Genomic DNA, 17,370 nt, shown 5'->3' with positions numbered 1-17,370 from the left:
ACGCGGCGGGCGCGGGCGGGCTGATGCCCCGGGACGCAGCGCGCGGGGCGCACAAGGTCGACGCGGCGGAGCGTCTGCCTTTGGCGGCGACGCGATGGAACGCGAGGAAGCCCAAGGGCAGCGAGCTAGCAGGCAGGGCCGCGGCGGAGCGGCCGATGCCAGCGCCGGAGCGCAGCGGGGCAGCGGGCGCAGGAACGCCGGCGAGGCCGGCGCCAGAGCCGGAGCGCAGCGAAGCGGCGGGCGCAGCGGGGCGAAGCCGGGACGGCGCGGGCGTTAATGGACGCGCCGCCGGTGACCAACCTTTACCTCAGATCGGAAGTCATGTAATATGAAATATGAGGTAATCGGAAAGAAACTGCACTTCACTAACGAAGGAGGTTTTCCATGTACGAACTGAAAGACAAAGAACTCATTTTTGTTTTTACGGGCCCTAACGGCGCCGGTCGAAGAACGGTAGCTCAAATGTCAGGCAATACGCTAGGGATCAAGCAGGTCATTTCCTACACGACCCGCCCTCCCCGACCGTCCGAAATGGACGGCCAGGACTATCACTTCGTTTCGAGTGAAACTTTCGCAGCGGCTGAAGCCAACAACGAATTCATCGAGGTCGTCGAGATCGACGGCAACCGGTACGGGATTAAAGAGGCCGACGTCGCGGAACAGCTGCAAAAATTCGGTGCCGTTTACCTCGTGCTTAACCGGTTTGGCGCGGAAGCGTTGAAGAAGATTTACGGTGACAAGATCGTCCGTATCTTCATTTACGCCGACCGCGAGACGGTCGAACGCCGTGAGCAAGAGCGTGGAGATTCTCCTGAACTCATCAAGCGCTACATGTCCCACTATGATGAAGAAATGGCTTATAAAGACTCCTGTGAGCACGTTTTCGAGAATCTGGACCTGGCGCATACTGTGTTCGACTTAACCAAAACGCTGGATGAGACTTATTTAAAACGCAACTTGCTCGATCTGGATTAACCGGTAGTACCGTAATTAAGAAAAGCTCCTGGTCGGAGCCCTTAAAGAAGATACTTTCGCGTTCCAGCTTGCTATATTAAGAAAGACCGATGACCCGGATACGGGGTCAGCGGTCTTTTTTAAGCATTACGCATGAGGAGGCCTCCCCATCATGACTATCTTATTTATCGAACCGACGCCAAGTCCCAACACGATGAAAATAACGGTTTCGGAGAAATTGCCCGAGTCCGTACGCCAGACGTATACGAAAGATCAAGCTGCAACTGCGCCGGAGCCTTATAACCGGCTGTTGGCGATCGACGGCGTCCGAGGTCTATACCGCGCCAGCGACTTTATCGCTCTGGACCGGACCCCTAAAGGCGATTGGCAGCAAATCCTGGAGAATGTCCGGGCGCTTCTGGGCGAAGTTACGCCCGGCGCCGGGTCGGAGCTCGCTTCTGTCGATACTTCGTCTTCTCCGGATACGTCTTATGGAGAAGTTGCGGTGAAGCTGCAGCACTTTCGCGGCATTCCGCTGCAAATCCGCGTATCGGCAGGCGGAGAAGAGAAACGCGCGGCCTTGCCCGAACGATTCTCTCAAGCGGCGATTCGGGCCGCTTCGGCTTCTCCGAATCTCATTAAAGAACGCTCCCTTGAAGACTGGGATACGCGCTACGGTGAACTGGCCGACGTGCTGGAAGACATCGTGCAGGAAATCGACGCTTCTTACGACGACGCACGTCTGGAAGAGCTTGTCGCCAAAGCCGCGCTAGGCCCCGTCGCCGAAGGCGCGCAAGAAGTAGCCGCGGCCGCGAGAAGAACGCTTTCTTTTGCAGAAACGGAGCGGCAGTTGAAATCGGAGGATTGGAAGCAGCGCTATGCGGCCCTGCAACAAATCAAACCGGGCGCAGACACACTGCCGTTGCTGGTTCTCGCGCTGCGGGATGAACAAACGGCTATCCGTCGTCTCGCGACCGTTTATTTAGGCGACCTGAAGGACGAATCCGTGCTTCCCTATTTGTACCAGGCGCTTAAGGATGCTTCCCCTTCCGTAAGACGAACCGCGGGCGATACTTTATCCGATCTCGGCGATCCGGCTGCGCAGGATGCGATGATCGGCGCCTTGCGCGACTCGAACAAATTGGTGCGTTGGCGGGCGGCGCGTTTCTTGTATGAGGTCGGCGACGAACGCGCATTGCCCGCTCTTGCGGCGGCAGCCGACGATCCTGAATTCGAGGTGCGCATGCAAGCCCGAATGGCGCTTGAACGCATCGAAGGCGGTCATGCCGCCGAGGGCTCCGTCTGGCAGCAGATGACGCGTCGCAACGAGACCTGACATTTCTTACCCGATAATCCCCGTGAATCGTAACGATTTACGGGGATTTTTGCAGCTGCGCCGGAAAGAGTCGATGCCGGAATCTTTCGTACTCTATAATGCTGATAGCTGATATAATAGTCCCATACCGGACTTTAGAACCATGTCTACAGAATCAGTACTACATCCCTTCGACCTAACTATTGACTTGCTAGAATAAGGAGAGAGTTTCTTGCGCAAAACGATTGCCGTCCTATCGTTAACCGCCGCCGTTGTCATTTCACCCCTTGACGTCTTCGGCCTTACCGTCAACTTCGGGCACGCCTACGCCGCCCCCGTCGCTCCATCCCCCCAATTGGTCATTAACGGCAGCGTCGTGACCGCCGACACGCCCTTTCTATGGGGGGGATTACACGGGAACACTTTATACGCCCCCGCCCGTCTTGTTCTGTCCCGACTCGGCTATGACCTTACCTGGAACAGCGAGGAACAGTCGCTTCAAGCTGCGATCGAGGGCCAAACCGTCCTCCACAAACCGGGCAGCACAACCTGGCTGATCGACGGGTACGTATTCAACTTCGACGATGCCTCCTTGATCCGGGACGGCTCGACTTGGTTGCCCGTACAGCCGGTTGCCGAAGCGCTCGGACAACACCTCGTGTGGAGTCCGCTCACCGCTACTTTATATGTGAAATCGACGCTCGCCGCCTCCATTTCAGAAACGCTCAGCTATGGCTATACGCGGCTTAGCTATGAAGGCGAAACGAAAGACGGCCTGCGGCACGGCTTCGGCCAGCTTTTCGTGGACGGCGTCCTGTGGTATGAGGGCGAATTCGACACGAACCAAATGAACGGTTACGGCAAGCTGTACACCGATGGCCGCCTCCAGTACGAAGGCGGGTTCGTCAAGAACAAACCTCACGGTCAAGCCACCTTCTATTACCCGGACGGCTCTTCCTACATCGGAGAATTCCGGAACGGGCATCAGACAGGGCAAGGCAGCTTCTACGATGCCCGCACCGTCATCCGCTACCGGGGAGAATGGGTAAACGGTTTGATGGAAGGACACGGGGAGATTTTCAACGCCAAAGGCACCATGATTTATTCCGGTGAAGTCCGCCAAAACCGTAGACACGGCTATGGCGTCAGCTACGACGAGGCCAACAAGAAATCGTACGACGGCCAATGGAATAACAACCTCCGCTCCGGTACGGGCAGATCCTATACCCCGGACGGTAAGCTGGCTTACGTCGGCCAATGGAGCGAGGACCGCAAACACGGAAGCGGCTATGCTTACCGGATCGGAAATCTGGATTGGTATGAGCCTAATGATAAGGGTGAGCTGACCAAAACCTCAAAACCAGCGACGGAAATGACGGAGGTTCGCTACCGAAACGATGTTAAAACCATGGAGGGGCAAAAGCTGATCTACTCCGGAGACGTCACAACCGAAGGAATCCCGAACGGAACCGGTAAGTTAAGCAAACAAGGAGGGCTGCAGCCAGCTTCAGGACGGGGGACGCTTTACGCCTACCGTACGTATTATGAGGGTCAGTTCGTGCTTGGGGAGATGACAGGGATGGGGAAATATTACGACGAGCAGGAAGCTCCCGTCTACGAAGGGCAAGTCGTAAACGGCTTGCGTCAGGGACAGGGCCGCGGTTACGAGAACGGCGTGCTCGTCTATGACGGCGAATGGAACCATAACGAGAAAAGCGGTATCGGACGTTCGTATACGTACGACAAAGCGTTTACAGGAGCTTCCTTCGAAGGCCAAGCCTCGCTCCTCATGTATGAAGGACGCTATATCGCGGGCAAGCTTGCGGAGCAGACGGCTGTTTACAAATATTACGGGAATTTCAAACAAGGGGTCCCCGACGGCGTGGGCTCCGTCCTGATGCTTCACGATTATAAGAACGATAGCGGTCCGAAATCGCTCGACAAGGAGCAAGGAACGGCTTGGCTTGTGTATGAAGGAGATTTCAAGGCGGGTGTGCGCGAGGGGAAGGGCAAGCTGTATGAGAACAATACCCTCGTGTACGAGGGAGGTTTCGCTCAAGGCTTGCGCAGCGGCGACGGCACCGGCTACGAGAACGGTATGAAGCATGTCGGGAAATACGCAGCCGATCTCAAGAACGGACAAGGCAGCATCTACGACATGCACGGCACGCTGCGTTATCAGGGAAATTTTAAAGACGGGAAGAAAGACGGCTTCGGTAGAGCTTACACCGAGTTTGGAGATCTCTCCTATGAAGGAAACTATAAAAACGACTTGAAACACGGCTTCGGCAAGCTTTACAGCGAGGGAACGGTCTATTATCAAGGCGAATTTCGCGAAGACAAGACCTTAAGCCAATATTTAAACGAATTAAAGGATACGGAGTAAAGGAGGACTTCCGGCTTGCCAAAGCATTTCTGGGTATTATTCGCGTTGATTTTGTTTCTAGGCGCTTATGGCGAAGGGGCCCGCGCCGAAGAACATCCAGGTTCGGGAGCTCCATCAGCTTCCAGTCAGCAGGAAGCCGCATTAACAACCGTGAGCGGAAGCACCTACAGCAGCAAGCTTGCCGGTCTGAGGTTCAGTGCGGGGGCGCTGCAGCCTTCCTTTAGTCCCGAGCAATATGACTACCTATTGCATGCGCCTTATGAAACCGACTTTGTGGAAGTGGAAGTGATTCCGCGAGACCCGAACACGTCTTTATCGGTCAATACGTTTTGGTTAAAAAACACGAACGTATTTCGCAACCAAAACGCGTTGAGCGTCGGCAATAATTACTTTGAGATCGTCGTAACGGCTCTTGACGGGGATATTTCGATCTATCGGCTGAACATCATACGAGGTGTTCCTTCCAGCGAAAGAAATTTAAAGTCGCTATCTTTCAGTACGGGACGCTTGTATCCGTCCTTCGACCCCAGCGTGACCCAATATACCCTGTATGTCGATCATCCTGTTAAGTTTTATACCGCTATCGCCAGGACGGAAGACGCCTCCTCGCGATTATCGTTTAACGGTACGGCAACGCCGAGCGGAGGTCTTTATACGAACGATGCACCTCTGGAAGTCGGGACTGCCAATACGCTAAATGTCATCGTTTCCGCCCAAGCAGGCGGCTCGAAAACTTACACCATCACGATCAAACGCGCCGAAAACCTTGTCAAATCAACCCCAACCGGACACAGCGGCTTCTACAACACGAGTCCGGTTGCGAAGCCGAATACGGAGACGCTGAAGGAACAGAACGGTCAAGTCAAAGCCGTAGTCGAGATTGTCAAGGACCCTTACGCAGCAGCTCTGGAGGCCAAGAATGAACCGCTTGTTTTTATCGATGCGGCGAGCGGCCAATACCATCACGTGCTGGAGGTCAAGCTGGCCCCCGATCTATGGAAAGCCGCCGGCGATAACGGGAAGGCGCTGGATGTGATCATGAACGATCTGGACGTCGTGCTTAAGCCGGGTCCGGTTCCCTCCGCTTCGAAGGATACCGGAGCCCGGCTCTCCTCGAGGAAGCTGGAATTATCCGGTCGCACGGAGTGGGAGCAGAAGCCTCAGACGGCCAGTTACGCGGCGGCCGCGTTCCTCTTGACCTGCGAGTCGTTCGGTACTTATACGGCGCAGTTATCCCATCCGCTTGATATCGCGCTGGAGCTGAATCCGGCGAAAGTTCGCAACGCTTCTTCGCTGGCGGCCTACCGGTATGACGAAGCTTCGAAGCGTTGGCAGTTTCTCGGGGGCGAGCTGAAGCCCGGCAACAGGTACGAGTTCCGCTCCGATACGTTCGGCCTCTTCGCTGTCATGGGCGAGGATCGGTCATTCAGCGATACGACCGGGCATTGGGCGGAAAGCAGCATCGAGATCATGACGACCAAGCGCATCGCAAGCGGGGTCGGCGACGGCAAGTTCGAGCCCGATGCGCCCGTGACGCGTGCGGAGTTCGCGGCGCTGCTGGCGCGCTCCATGGAGCTGCAGGAGCTCCGGACCCTTTCGTTCGCCGATGTGCCCGGCGATGCCTGGTATCGCTACGAGCTTGGCAAAGCGGCGGCCGCCGGGTTCATCGAAGGCATCGACGAAGCCACCTTCGCGCCGCAAGCAACGATCACACGCGAGCAGATGGCGGCGATGCTGATGCGCGCGTACAGCTTCCGAACGAAAATCAGGCTGAACGACATTCTTTTGCCGTCAGCATCGAAGTTCAGCGATGAAGCGAGTGCCTCGCCATGGGCCGCCCGCAGCATTCGATTGGCAGACGCCGTCGGTCTTATGAACGGCTCTCCCGACGGCGCTTTTCATCCGAAGGCATCCGCCACCCGTGCGGAAGCGATCGTCGTGCTGCTGCGCCTGATCAACAAAGCTGCCTCCTGACAGCCTATCACCGCCTATCTGACATAGGCGGTTTTCTCATCGGCATGCGTGTCCTTACTTTAGCAGATTAATGATTATACTATAGCTGATTAATGATTATTGATATTAATGTCCTTGCTCTTCATCACAGCTCCGATTTACGCTTGGCTTGACGAATTCGGAAGAGAACGCTACGCTTGGCGTAATTTTAGGGGAAATCATATAGGAGGTAAATGAATGCGTTATGTCATTTGCTCCGGAGGGCAGCTCGGCGATTGGGCCCTCGCGGAATTACGCGAAGGCGATGTGCTGGTCGGCGCGGACCGGGGCGCCCTGTTTCTGGTAGATCGCGGGTTTAGCCCGGATATGGCCCTAGGCGACTTTGACTCGGTTAGCGCCGGGGAGTTGATGCGCATCCGGACAGGCAGCAGGCGGTTTGAGGCTTGCGACCCGATTGCGAAGGACTGGACGGACACGGAGATGGCCTTGCGCTGGGTTCTCGCCCAACAAGACCCTAAGCCCGACGAAGTCGTGCTGCTTGGCGTGCTGGGATCGCGGTGGGACCATTCGCTGGCCAATATCCACCTGCTGCGCGTACTGCTTGAAGCCGGTGTGCGCGGCCGCATCGTCGACGAAACGAACGAGCTGCACCTCGTCGACGGCTCCATGCCGCTGACGCTCGCCCGCACGCGCCATACCTACGTCTCGCTGCTGCCGCTCAGTCTCGAGGTGACGGGCATTACGCTGAACGGCTTTCAATATCCGCTGCTTGACGCGACGCTCACCATTGGGCAATCGCTAGGCATCAGCAATGTCTTGCTGGAACAAACAGGAACAATCCGCCTTCGCGACGGGCTGCTGCTTGCGATTCAAAGTATGGACTAGCCGTAGTTACGAAAAAAAGCCTCCCTTTACATTCAAAAAGGGGGGCTTCTTCTGTTACGTACGCTTCTGCCCTACGACGTCGTCGGTTCAGCTCCTGCCGCCCGGGGCCGCGCCGCACCCGTTGCGGCGCCCGATTGCAGCTGGTACATCCGGTAATACCGGCCCTGCAGCTTCATCAGTTCCTCGTGATTGCCGTGTTCGGCGATCTCGCCCTTGTTCAGCACAAGGATTTGGTCCGCCTCGCGTATCGTCGACAGCCGGTGTGCGATGACGAACGTCGTCCGGCCTTCGCTGACGACGCGCAGCGCTTCCTGGATCAGCCCTTCGGCTTCGCTGTCGATGCTGGCCGTCGCCTCGTCGAGGATAAGAATCGCCGGGTCGAAAGCGAGCGCCCGCGCGAACGAGATGAGCCGGCGCTGTCCCGCCGACAGCGTGCTGCCTCGCTCTACTACGGGTTCGTCGTACCCGCCGGGAAGCTGCTCGATGAACGGCGCGGCTCCGACATCGGCAAGCGCCTTACGCACCTGCTCCGGGGGTAATCTTATCGTTGTACAAGCTTTACGTTGAACTTAATGTCCCCGGCGAACAGGAACGGGTCCTGCAGCACGATGCCCATATGCTTGCGCAGCGCCTGCTTGGACAACGTGCCGATTTCGCGGCCGTCGATCCGGATTTCACCGCCCGACGGCTCGTAGAAGCCGAGCAGCAGATTCATGATCGAGCTTTTGCCCGATCCGGTGTGCCCGACCAGCGCGACGGTTTCTCCCTTTCTCGCTTCGAATGGAATGCCCTTCAGCACCGGCTCCCCCCGATTTGTAGGCGAAGGAGACATTGTCGAACACGACGTGTCTGCAGGCCGGTCCGTCTCTTCGACGCGCACCGGTTCGCCGCCTTCGAGATCGAGCAGATGGAACACCTTCTCCGCCGATACGACGGCGCGCTGAGCGTTCATCAATGGGTCGAAGATTCCGATAATCGGCTGGAAAAAGCGCCCCAGGTAATCGATAAACGCGTAAAACACCCCGAATTTTGGTTGATACTCCACCGTTTTATTTGAAAAAGTTGCCGCCTCCCGGCTCAGTCCCGCCTCAGGCTCGGGTCATTGGAACGCGCCCAGCACTACGACCGCCGCCGCCGCAACCATGAAGGCAGGCAGCAAATTGGCCACTTGGATACGGCGCAGCTCGAGCAAATTTATACCGACCCCGATGATCAGCACGCCGCCGACCGCGGTCAACTGCACGATGATCTCATTCAGCAGAACCTTATCCAGCAGCGATGCTATCCATGATGCGCCGAGCGCGATCGATCCTTGGTAGACGAAAATCGGCAGCGAGGAGAACAACACTCCGATGCCCATCGTCGAGGCGAAAACAACCGACAGCAGGCCGTCCATCAGCCCCTTCGTGTACAAAATGACGTGGTCGCCGCGCAGCCCGCTGTCCAGCGAGCCGAGAATCGCCATCGCCCCGATGCCATACACCAGCGTCGCGTTCACAAATCCGGCCGCAAGGCGCCCCTTCGGCCGTTCCCCGCCCCGCCGCCGGGATGGCAGCCGGCTCTCCGCCGCGTACACCGCCCGCTCCAGCGCCTGGCCAAGCTGCTGCAGCCTACGCTCCAGACGCAGCCCTTCGCCGATTAACCCGCCGATCGTCAGACTGATCACGATCAGCAGAAAATTGTCCGATTTCAGTGCCATCGACAAGCCAAGCACCACCAGCGCCAGCCCGATGCCGTGCATCAGCGTCTGCTTCACGCTTTCGCTCATCCGGCCTATTCCGATGCCCAGCAAGCTGCCTGCGACTATCGACGCCGCGTTCACTATCGTCCCCCATAAAGCCATATCCCGTCCGCACAATCCCTTCTAAGTTTAAGAATGGAACCATCATACCTCGGCTCGGGCCCGGGCACAATAGCCTCGGGTTAAGACCGTCTCCTATGGACATACTTCCTTGCGGGCGGGGGTATACTAACGACCGAATCAGGTATAAGGAGGGTTTTGGCAATTATGGCGGAAGACAAAAGAATGGAGCCCGTTTCGGGCGAAGAAGTGGAGACCGACGGCATCTATGAGAACGAATGGGGACGCGAGGAAACGTTAAAGCGCGGCGACGAGTTTCCATTTGATCCAGTGAACGGCCAGACGGAATGGAAACTGACCAGCCTTGCGCTGGAAAGCCAGGAGAACGAAATGTACAAGGACAACAAGGCCAACACGGAAAAGCGCATGCATCTGGACTTCGGCACGAAGGAAGCGAAGGAACGGCCGAGACCGGAGTGAGCAACATAGACTGGCGCAGCCAAGGAACCGCCCGGCACATGGTGCCGTAGGCGGTTTTGGCGTTGTCGGCCGGCTGCGGCTGCAGGGAAACCCGATTCGTCCGCTTGATGTTCTCCGTGCTTTCACGACCACGAAAATAGCGCCCTCCTTCACAGGAGCGGCGCTATCCTTATTCCGCTTTACTCGGCGTGCATGATTTTGATCAAGTTCGTCGATCCGGACTTGCCGATCGGCACGCCGGCGGACACGATCACAAGCTCGTCCGGCTGCACGACGCCCGACTGCTTGCCGTGGCGAATGGCTGACTCGAACATCTCGTCCGTCGACGCTACTTCATAACCTTGCACCGGCGTCACGCCCCATACCAAGCTGAGCCGGCGCAGGATTTGCTCGTTGGGCGCTACGGCGACGATCGGCGCCTTCGGGCGGTACTTCGATACCATCCGCGCGGTAAAGCCGCTTTCCGTCGGCGTGATGATCGCCTTTGCGTCCAGCTCCAGCGACGAGCTGACGACCGCTTGGCTGATCACTTCTGTCACGTCCGTCCTATGGAGCGCCGTCCGCTTGATGAACTGCTCGCGATAATCGATCGACGCTTCCATCCGCTGCGCGATCGACGCCATCGTCCGCACCGATTCCAGCGGATATTTCCCGGCTGCCGTCTCCCCGGACAGCATGATCGCATCGGTGCCGTCAAGCACGGCGTTGGCGACGTCGCTCGCTTCCGCCCGCGTCGGACGGGGATTGGACTGCATCGAGTCCAGCATATGAGTCGCGGTGATGACGGGCTTGCCGGCGATATTGCATTTTTGAATCATCATCTTCTGGATATGAGGCACGTCCTCCACCGGCACCTCGACACCGAGATCCCCGCGCGCCACCATCAACCCGTCCGAGACCGCGAGAATGGCATCCAATTCACTGACGCCTTCTTCGTTCTCGATCTTCGAGATGATCTGAATATGCCCCGCTCCCTGCTCCTCCAGCAAACGGCGAATTTCCAACACATCCTCGGCCTTCCGCACGAAGGAGGCGGCGATAATGTCCACGCCCTCCTCCACACCGAAGCGAATATGCTCGATGTCCCGATCCGTTACCCCCGGCAGCGACGTATGCGTCCCCGGCAAATTTACGCCCTTGCGCGGTTTGATGACGCCCCCGTTCATAATCCGGGTATGAATCTCGGTCCCTTCGACCGACTCCACGTTCAACTCGATCAGCCCGTCGTCAAGCAAAATGCGCGAGCCCGGACCTACATCCTTCGTCAGCTCGGCATAATTCACCGCGATCCGCCGTGCGTCGCCTTCGATGGGCTCGGTCGTCAGCGTCAAGCGCCCGCCCGTTTCCAGCATATAAGAGCTGTCCTTTAATTTGCCTATGCGAATTTCCGGACCTTTAATATCCAACAGAATCGCCACCGGCTTCCCGGTTTCCCGTTCGGCCTGGCGCACCTTCGCGATGCGCCCCCGCTGCTCGTCCAAATCGCCGTGCGCCATATTCAAGCGGGCTACGTTCATCCCCGCCTCAATCATTTGCTTCAACATCGGGACATGATCACAGGCAGGTCCCATCGTACATACAATTTTTGTCTTCGGCATCGTTCATACCCTCCGCATCAAGCTCACATTGTCGATGCCATTGTACCCCTCTCATTCGAAAGTGACTATGAATTATAGTACGCTAAGTGTATTATAGTATCATCTTTTTGCGTGTAGTCGTGCACCTTCCACATGGGGAAAAAGCGGCTCACGATTCACAATTAGACGGAGGTTCGTCCCATGTTAAGCGTAAAATCGGTCTCCCGCCACGCCGGCACGATGCCCTGGTTTGAAGAAAGCGGACAAGAAAACGCCTTATGGTCCTTTATTCTGGTCGGTTACGGCAAGTGTGTGTATTGGCTTGAAGGCGAGAAGGTGCTGCTGGAGAAAGGCGATGTGCTCCTGATCCCGGCGGGAACAAGCTTTTACGGTAAAAGCATCCCGTCGTTATCTCACGAGAAATACGTCATAACGTTCGCCGTCTCGACTGAAACCGGTTTGGCGCTGCCGATCACCGCGGTCACCCATCCCTTGCACCTGCGTTCGACACAAGCCGACCTGCTGCTCGGCCGTATCCAGACGATGTGGGAGGAGTGGACAGAGCAGTTCCCTTACCGCGAAGCGATGGGCCACGCGCTGCTGCTCGAAATGCTGACCCGTCTCAACCGCGAATGGGATCACGGACCGCGTTCCTCCGTCAAGCATCGCCAGGCCGAAGCGATGAAAGCTTACATCAAGAACCATTACCGCGAAAAGGTGACCAAAGACGAGCTCGCCGCCGCCATCGGCAAGAGTCCCAACTATGCAGCCACCCTATTCCGCCTGACAACGGGGCAAACCATCAGTGATTACGTGCACGCGATGCGCATCAAGACGGCGATCTACATGCTGCGCCATTCACAGCTGACCGTCGGCGATATCGCCGACTACTTAGGTTACTGCGACACGTCGTATTTCCACCGCACGTTCCGTCGGTTGACCGGCGCCTCGCCGTCGGTGTATATGAAAGAGCGCGTGGAACCGCTGCAATAAGCGCAGGCGGCAGCCGAGGCTCGCGACTCGGTTGGCTGGCTGCAGCAGTCTGGGCAAGCGACTCGGATGGATGGCTGACTGAGACAGTGCGAGCGCAATAGCGCGCGCTGGTACAACGATTCACTTTCGTTACCTGCTTCTCGCGCAGACAAAACAAATAGCGGAACACCGATGCGCTATTCCCCCTTCCCGGCGATCGCCCTGGAAAGAGACAAATAAGACCTCGTGGTTCCGCTATTTTTCTAACTAGGCTCGCAAGTGCAAAATAAAGCACCCTCGTTCCGCTATTGGGCTTGATTTGCGAGCGCTGGAGTCAGCCTAAACTCATTACTTCCGCCCGTAGTCCGCCTTAATCTCGCCCCACGCCTTCGTATTCCACTTCACAATCGGATTCGAATACGTATTGTTGCGCAGCCAAGCTTCCGCACGGTCAACCAGCTCCCAAATTTCCCGGGTCGACGCGTCGCGCGGCAGCGTGGAGGCAGCCGCCTTCTTGCGCACCCAACTGATCGCCGTCATCGAGTCGCTGTAGATCGTCATAGCGCTGCCGATTTTCTTCAAATGGGCGAGCCCGTGCACAATCGCGAGAAACTCGCCCATGTTATTGGTGCCTTTCGAGATCGGCGGGTGTTGAAACACGATCTCCCCTGTGCGCGTGTATACGCCTTTATACTCCACAATGCCGGGGTTGCCGCTGCAGCCGACGTCGACCGACAGGCTGTCGAGGTCGGGCACGCCGACGTCGTCAGCTCCCACTGCGTCTCCGGATGCCCGGCTGCCGCCCTTGCCTCCTGCAGACGAAGCCGCTTTCGCCGCCGTGCTGAACGCCTTCTTCCAGCCGGCTACGAACATCTTGCGCGCTTCTTCCTCGCTCTCGTAAGACTTGAACTTCGCTTGCGGATATCCGTTCGTCTGCGCCTGGCATTCCGCCCACGTCTTGTAAACGCCGGGCTGCTTGCCTTCCCAGACGACATAAAATTTCGATTTCGCCACCCTGCAACCGTCCTCCTATTCTGATCGCTCCTTGGCCTACCCGCTACTGCCCCAGATGCCGCTTGAAAAATTCGATAAAATACGCCCCATACTTGAAAAATTTCGCCTCGCCGACGCCCTTGATCTTCAGCATGGCCGCCGGATTCGTCGGCTTCACGCCGCACATCTCGCGCAGCGTGCTGTCCGGGAAAACGATGTAGGGCGGAATCCCCTCGCGTTTCGCGATCTCCGAGCGCAGCTTGCGCAGCTCGTCGAACAGCTCCGTCTCCGCGTCCTGGACGACAGCCGCCGCAGGTTTCACCCGAATGCGCTGCACGACGCGTTCCGTCCCGGCCAGTACGGCGCCCGCCTTGGACGACAGCTTGACGGTCGGGAACTTTCCTTCGGCCAGCTGCAAATACCCTTCGGCGACAAGCAGCTGGATCAGGTCGACGATTTCCTTCTCCGTCCGCTGCTTCATCAACCCATAAGTGCTCAGCTCGTCGAAGCCGAAATCGAGCACCTTTTTGTTCCTCGACCCTTTGAGCACCGAAGCGACCAGCGTCACCCCGAACCGTTCCCGCATCCGCCGTACGCAGGAGAAAATCTGCTGCGCTTCCAGCGTAATGTCCGTCATCTCCATATCTGGACTTGAGCAGTTGCTGCACTGTCCGCAATCCTGCTCCAGCTCCCCGCCGAAATAGCGGACGATGTACCGCTGCAGACATTGCGGCGTATGGCAATAGTCCGCCATCTGCTGCAGCCTGCGGTACTCCTGGGCCTGCCTCTCGGGACTTGCAACCGACTGCTCGATCAGAAACTTCTGGATCAGAATGTCCTGCGGGCTGAACAGCAGCAAGCAATCGCTCGGCTCCCCGTCCCGTCCGGCGCGGCCCGCCTCCTGGTAATAAGCCTCCATGTTTTTCGGCATATTGAAATGAATGACATACCGCACATTCGACTTGTCGATACCCATTCCGAACGCATTGCTTGCGCACATGACGCGCACTTCGTCGTAGAGAAATTGCTCCTGCGCCTCCGCGCGCTCTTTATCGGTCATCCCCGCATGATATTTCCCGGCCGCCACGCCCTGCTTTTTCAAAAACTCGCACAGCTGGTCGACTTCCTTGCGCGTCGCCGCGTACACGATCCCCGCTTCTCCCGCATGAGCGCGAATGTACCCGGTCAGCACGTCGCGCTTGTTCTCGCCCTTCACCACGGTGAACGACAAGTTCTCGCGGGCGAAGCCGGTGACGAACACCCCCGGCGCTTCCAGCTTCAGGTGCCGGACGATGTCCTCACGCACCTGATCGGTTGCCGTCGCCGTGAACGCCGCCAGCTGCGGACGCCCCGGCAGATGCGCCACCAGCTCGCTGATCCGCATATAGCTCGGGCGAAAATCATGTCCCCACTGCGACACGCAATGCGCCTCGTCGACCGCGACCATCGGAATGGTCAGCTCGCCGAGTAAATCGAGGAAACGCTCCGACTCGAGCCGCTCGGGAGCGACATAGAGCAGCTTATATTCGCCGCGCGCCGCCTTGCGGATACGCGTTTCCACCTGCGCATAGGTCAGCGAGCTGTTAATATAAGCGGCCGGTACGCCAATGCTGTCGAGCCCGTCCACCTGATCCTTCATCAACGAGATGAGCGGCGATATCACGATCGTCGTCCCGCTCATCATCAGGGCGGGAATTTGGTAACAGATCGACTTCCCGCCGCCGGTCGGCATAATGCCGAGCGTATCGCGCCCTTCGAGCAGGCTCGCGATAACCGCCTTTTGCCCTTCCCGAAAATCGGGATATCCGTAATATTTACGCAGCAGCTCGCGTGCCTCCGCCATACGGCGGGACACCGGGATGCTGGAGATTTCCTCCACCCGCATATCCGGACCCGGATTCCATGAACTCACGCCTCAACTTCCCCCTCGCCCTTACGCCGCAGGCTCGCCCAACGCGAAACGAACGGCTCCCCGTCCCACAAGACGTCCGTGGCCGCACGCCGCGCCTTCATCTCCGGCTTATCCAGCAGCGTAAAGAAATTTTCCGTCGGCAGCTCGCCCAGGCCGTGCTTGACCGACAGCTTGTTCAAATAATCGCGCCGTGAATCGGACCCGGCGTCCCGCGACATATTGCCGCCGCTTTGCCCGAAGGCATACAGCACGCTTGCGACCGGCACCCTTTTCACCCGATAATGAGCCGATGCCCGCAAGATGAAATCCCAATCCCAGTAATTATAGACCCCCTCGTCGAACGGACCGAGCCTGTCGTGCAGCTCGCGCCGATACAGACAGCCGGAAGAAACGAATGTCGAGCATCGGCGCATTGCCTCCAAATCATGCTCATACGCAAACACAAAGCGGCTCGTCGCCCGGCGGACGCCCTCTTCCTCCACATAGTCGAAAATTTCCACGTCCGAATAAACCAGATCGCAATCTTCGATCTCCCGCACCATCCGCTCCACGTGCGTCGGCAGCAGCAAATCGTCATCGTCGCACAACAAAATATACGCCCCCCGGACTTCAGACAACCCCCGGTTCCGGGCTGCGACATGCTTCCCGTTGCTCTCCATATTCACAATTGTGACATCGAGCTCGGGGTAGAGACCGACCGCTTCCTCAATCGGCTCCCCGGCGTCGTTCACCACAATGATTTGCAGCCGTTTATACGTTTGCCTGCTCAACGATTCCAGCAGTTCGCTGAGCGTCCCCGGCCGATTGTAGGTCGGCGTAACGACCGATACGAGCGGCTGTTGCTCCATAGCGGCTCCCCTGCCTTTCCAGAAAAACATCCTACGTTCACTATACCGAAAAATAGGCAAAAGGAAAACCGAACATCTTCCCGTACGCTGCTTTCCCTTGCGGGCACCGTTTTCCCTGCGACGAACCTACTCCCGTTCCGCGTCCTCCTCCTGGAACCTTCGTCCGTTAGCCGCGTAGAAAAAGAAACACAGGCAAGTTTGAGGAGGAATAAAACATGTTGGAAATGAATGCGCCGGAATGGGGAACGGCCTGGCAGTACGCCGCCCTGTTCCTGCTTGCAGCCGCGCCCTGGCTGGAAGTATTCCTGGTCGTGCCGCTAGGCATTGCCTGGGGGTTGAATCCGACAGCTGTAGCGGTCACCGGCTTCGTCGGCAATTGGATCCCCGTGCTGCTGATCGCCTTGTTTTTCCGTCAATTCACGGCTTGGCGAACGAAACGCCGAACGCGCAAAGCCGCTTTGACCGCCGCGCAATCAGGCGGCACGGCAGCGGAGACCGCAACTCCAACTTCAGCCGGTACAACCGCCGAATCGAAGAAACACCGCCGCGCCAAACGCATCTGGGAACGGTACGGGATTCCGGGGCTCGCTTTGACCGCTCCCGCCATCGTCGGTACGGATATCGCCGCCTTGCTCGCGCTTACCTTCGGCTCTTCTCCGCGCTGGGTCCTGCTGTGGATGACCGTCAGCCTTGCGTTATGGACGGTTCTGCTCGCCGTCGGCTCGGTCTACGGGCTGGAGTTCATCGGTTGGTTTCAACCGAAATCCTAGGTTAAATTTAAATGAGATGCAGGATAATTTTGCGACCGTACGGAATCTGTCATATGTAGCATACAGCCGGGAGGATGGTAGTTATGGCTTGGAAGACGATTTTTGAATCGGAGCAATTGACGCTTGTCGTGGACCAAGAGAAGAGCTCGGTCATGCTGGAAACGAGCAGCGGCGGATACCGTCCCCGTTACGTGACGCTGCACTGGACGCCGAAAGAGCTCGATACGGTGATCGAAGCGCTGCATAAGGCGAAACGGGAACTGGCCGGCGGCAATTCCGGCGAATAGAGCTTCCATATCCCGGAGGACGCAGACTGACACTATATTCCGGCAAGGGCACTATGATAAAATAGGCTTACTATCGATGAACCAAGGAGGCTCTTGCCCATGCCGCGAAGAAGAAAAGAACTGCCCGTTAGTTCCGACGCGCCTCAGGTGACCGAAGCCACGGCCGCGAACGCGGCTGCTCAGGCGCCGGAGACGCCGTCGGCCGTTGCCGGGGCGCCGAGGCGCAGAACCCGCGCG

At 57.7% G+C, this 17,370-nt stretch carries 15 protein-coding genes and 1 pseudogene; 10 read left to right on the top strand and 6 right to left on the bottom strand.

Annotated features, from left to right (window positions below):
* Positions 1 to 23: 23 nt before the first annotated feature.
* From PVA01S_RS24875 to PVA01S_RS24850, 6 genes are all read left to right on the top strand, one after another.
* Positions 24 to 332, top strand: a complete 309-nt coding sequence (locus PVA01S_RS24875) for a hypothetical protein (RefSeq protein ID WP_127610434.1) — start codon at positions 24 to 26, stop codon at positions 330 to 332.
* Between the two features lie 52 nt (positions 333 to 384).
* Positions 385 to 975 (top strand): guanylate kinase, encoded by a 591-nt coding sequence (locus tag PVA01S_RS24870; RefSeq protein ID WP_054800366.1) that lies wholly within the window; start codon positions 385 to 387, stop codon positions 973 to 975.
* A 151-nt stretch (positions 976 to 1,126) separates the two neighbouring features.
* A complete protein-coding gene (locus tag PVA01S_RS24865; RefSeq protein WP_127610432.1) occupies positions 1,127 to 2,290 on the top strand; it encodes a conserved virulence factor C family protein in 1,164 nt (387 codons plus the stop codon).
* Between the two features lie 211 nt (positions 2,291 to 2,501).
* Positions 2,502 to 4,655 carry a stalk domain-containing protein gene (locus tag PVA01S_RS24860; protein WP_127610430.1) on the top strand — a complete coding sequence of 718 codons (2,154 nt, stop codon included), beginning with the start codon at positions 2,502 to 2,504 and terminating at the stop codon, positions 4,653 to 4,655.
* 15 nt (positions 4,656 to 4,670) lie between these two features.
* Positions 4,671 to 6,629 carry an S-layer homology domain-containing protein gene (locus PVA01S_RS24855; RefSeq protein WP_127610428.1) on the top strand — a complete coding sequence of 653 codons (1,959 nt, stop codon included), beginning with the start codon at positions 4,671 to 4,673 and terminating at the stop codon, positions 6,627 to 6,629.
* Between the two features lie 216 nt (positions 6,630 to 6,845).
* Entirely contained in the window at positions 6,846 to 7,493 is a 648-nt protein-coding gene (locus tag PVA01S_RS24850) for a thiamine diphosphokinase (protein WP_127610426.1), read from the top strand.
* A gap of 71 nt (positions 7,494 to 7,564) precedes the next feature.
* Here PVA01S_RS24850 and PVA01S_RS27805 read toward each other — a convergent pair.
* Both PVA01S_RS27805 and PVA01S_RS24840 read right to left on the bottom strand, forming a co-directional pair.
* Positions 7,565 to 8,517: pseudogene (locus tag PVA01S_RS27805) on the bottom strand (ABC transporter ATP-binding protein); the annotation flags it as partial.
* 75 nt (positions 8,518 to 8,592) lie between these two features.
* Positions 8,593 to 9,336 (bottom strand): DUF554 domain-containing protein, encoded by a 744-nt coding sequence (locus PVA01S_RS24840; protein WP_127610424.1) that lies wholly within the window; start codon positions 9,334 to 9,336, stop codon positions 8,593 to 8,595.
* 165 nt (positions 9,337 to 9,501) lie between these two features.
* Between PVA01S_RS24840 and PVA01S_RS24835 the strand changes: the two genes are divergently transcribed.
* A complete protein-coding gene (locus tag PVA01S_RS24835) occupies positions 9,502 to 9,774 on the top strand; it encodes a hypothetical protein (RefSeq protein WP_127610422.1) in 273 nt (90 codons plus the stop codon).
* Positions 9,775 to 9,953: 179 nt separating this feature from the next.
* Here the strand turns inward: PVA01S_RS24835 and pyk are convergent, their stop codons facing one another.
* Positions 9,954 to 11,372: a pyruvate kinase gene (gene pyk / locus PVA01S_RS24830; protein WP_127610420.1), complete on the bottom strand. Its 1,419-nt coding sequence runs from the start codon at positions 11,370 to 11,372 to the stop codon at positions 9,954 to 9,956.
* Between the two features lie 180 nt (positions 11,373 to 11,552).
* Between pyk and PVA01S_RS24825 the strand changes: the two genes are divergently transcribed.
* Positions 11,553 to 12,344, top strand: a complete 792-nt coding sequence (locus PVA01S_RS24825) for an AraC family transcriptional regulator (RefSeq protein ID WP_054798374.1) — start codon at positions 11,553 to 11,555, stop codon at positions 12,342 to 12,344.
* Between the two features lie 327 nt (positions 12,345 to 12,671).
* Here the strand turns inward: PVA01S_RS24825 and rnhA are convergent, their stop codons facing one another.
* The 3 genes from rnhA to PVA01S_RS24810 form a co-directional block, all read right to left on the bottom strand.
* On the bottom strand, positions 12,672 to 13,337 hold the full coding sequence (gene rnhA, locus PVA01S_RS24820) for a ribonuclease H (protein ID WP_127610418.1): 666 nt from the start codon (positions 13,335 to 13,337) through the stop codon (positions 12,672 to 12,674).
* Between the two features lie 43 nt (positions 13,338 to 13,380).
* The gene (gene recQ / locus PVA01S_RS24815) at positions 13,381 to 15,159 is read right to left on the bottom strand and encodes a DNA helicase RecQ (RefSeq protein WP_127610436.1); all 1,779 of its coding nucleotides are present in this window, start codon (positions 15,157 to 15,159) and stop codon (positions 13,381 to 13,383) included.
* A gap of 65 nt (positions 15,160 to 15,224) precedes the next feature.
* The gene (locus PVA01S_RS24810; protein ID WP_127610416.1) at positions 15,225 to 16,076 is read right to left on the bottom strand and encodes a glycosyltransferase family 2 protein; all 852 of its coding nucleotides are present in this window, start codon (positions 16,074 to 16,076) and stop codon (positions 15,225 to 15,227) included.
* A gap of 215 nt (positions 16,077 to 16,291) precedes the next feature.
* Here PVA01S_RS24810 and PVA01S_RS24805 point away from each other — a divergent pair, with 215 nt between their 5' ends.
* Both PVA01S_RS24805 and PVA01S_RS24800 read left to right on the top strand, forming a co-directional pair.
* On the top strand, positions 16,292 to 16,846 hold the full coding sequence (locus tag PVA01S_RS24805; protein ID WP_127610414.1) for a small multi-drug export protein: 555 nt from the start codon (positions 16,292 to 16,294) through the stop codon (positions 16,844 to 16,846).
* Between the two features lie 83 nt (positions 16,847 to 16,929).
* On the top strand, positions 16,930 to 17,133 hold the full coding sequence (locus tag PVA01S_RS24800; RefSeq protein WP_127610412.1) for a hypothetical protein: 204 nt from the start codon (positions 16,930 to 16,932) through the stop codon (positions 17,131 to 17,133).
* Positions 17,134 to 17,370: the final 237 nt, after the last annotated feature.

The organism is Paenibacillus validus NBRC 15382 (genome assembly GCF_004000985.1).
GTDB classification, from domain to species: Bacteria; Bacillota; Bacilli; order Paenibacillales; family NBRC-103111; genus Paenibacillus_G; species Paenibacillus_G validus.
This window is presented reverse-complemented; position numbering and strand designations above follow the sequence as displayed.

Bases quoted from the DNA above. Each gene is read 5' to 3' on its own strand.
- PVA01S_RS24875 (WP_127610434.1), top strand. From the start codon at position 24: ATGCCCCGGGACGCAGCGCGCGGGGCGCACAAGGTCGACGCGGCGGAG.
- PVA01S_RS24870 (WP_054800366.1), top strand. From the start codon at position 385: ATGTACGAACTGAAAGACAAAGAACTCATTTTTGTTTTTACGGGCCCT.
- PVA01S_RS24865 (WP_127610432.1), top strand. From the start codon at position 1,127: ATGACTATCTTATTTATCGAACCGACGCCAAGTCCCAACACGATGAAA.
- PVA01S_RS24850 (WP_127610426.1), top strand. From the start codon at position 6,846: ATGCGTTATGTCATTTGCTCCGGAGGGCAGCTCGGCGATTGGGCCCTC.
- PVA01S_RS24840 (WP_127610424.1), bottom strand. From the start codon at position 9,336: ATGGCTTTATGGGGGACGATAGTGAACGCGGCGTCGATAGTCGCAGGC.
- PVA01S_RS24835 (WP_127610422.1), top strand. From the start codon at position 9,502: ATGGCGGAAGACAAAAGAATGGAGCCCGTTTCGGGCGAAGAAGTGGAG.
- pyk (WP_127610420.1), bottom strand. From the start codon at position 11,372: ATGCCGAAGACAAAAATTGTATGTACGATGGGACCTGCCTGTGATCAT.
- PVA01S_RS24825 (WP_054798374.1), top strand. From the start codon at position 11,553: ATGTTAAGCGTAAAATCGGTCTCCCGCCACGCCGGCACGATGCCCTGG.
- recQ (WP_127610436.1), bottom strand. From the start codon at position 15,159: ATGGCGGAGGCACGCGAGCTGCTGCGTAAATATTACGGATATCCCGAT.
- PVA01S_RS24810 (WP_127610416.1), bottom strand. From the start codon at position 16,076: ATGGAGCAACAGCCGCTCGTATCGGTCGTTACGCCGACCTACAATCGG.
- PVA01S_RS24805 (WP_127610414.1), top strand. From the start codon at position 16,292: ATGTTGGAAATGAATGCGCCGGAATGGGGAACGGCCTGGCAGTACGCC.
- PVA01S_RS24800 (WP_127610412.1), top strand. From the start codon at position 16,930: ATGGCTTGGAAGACGATTTTTGAATCGGAGCAATTGACGCTTGTCGTG.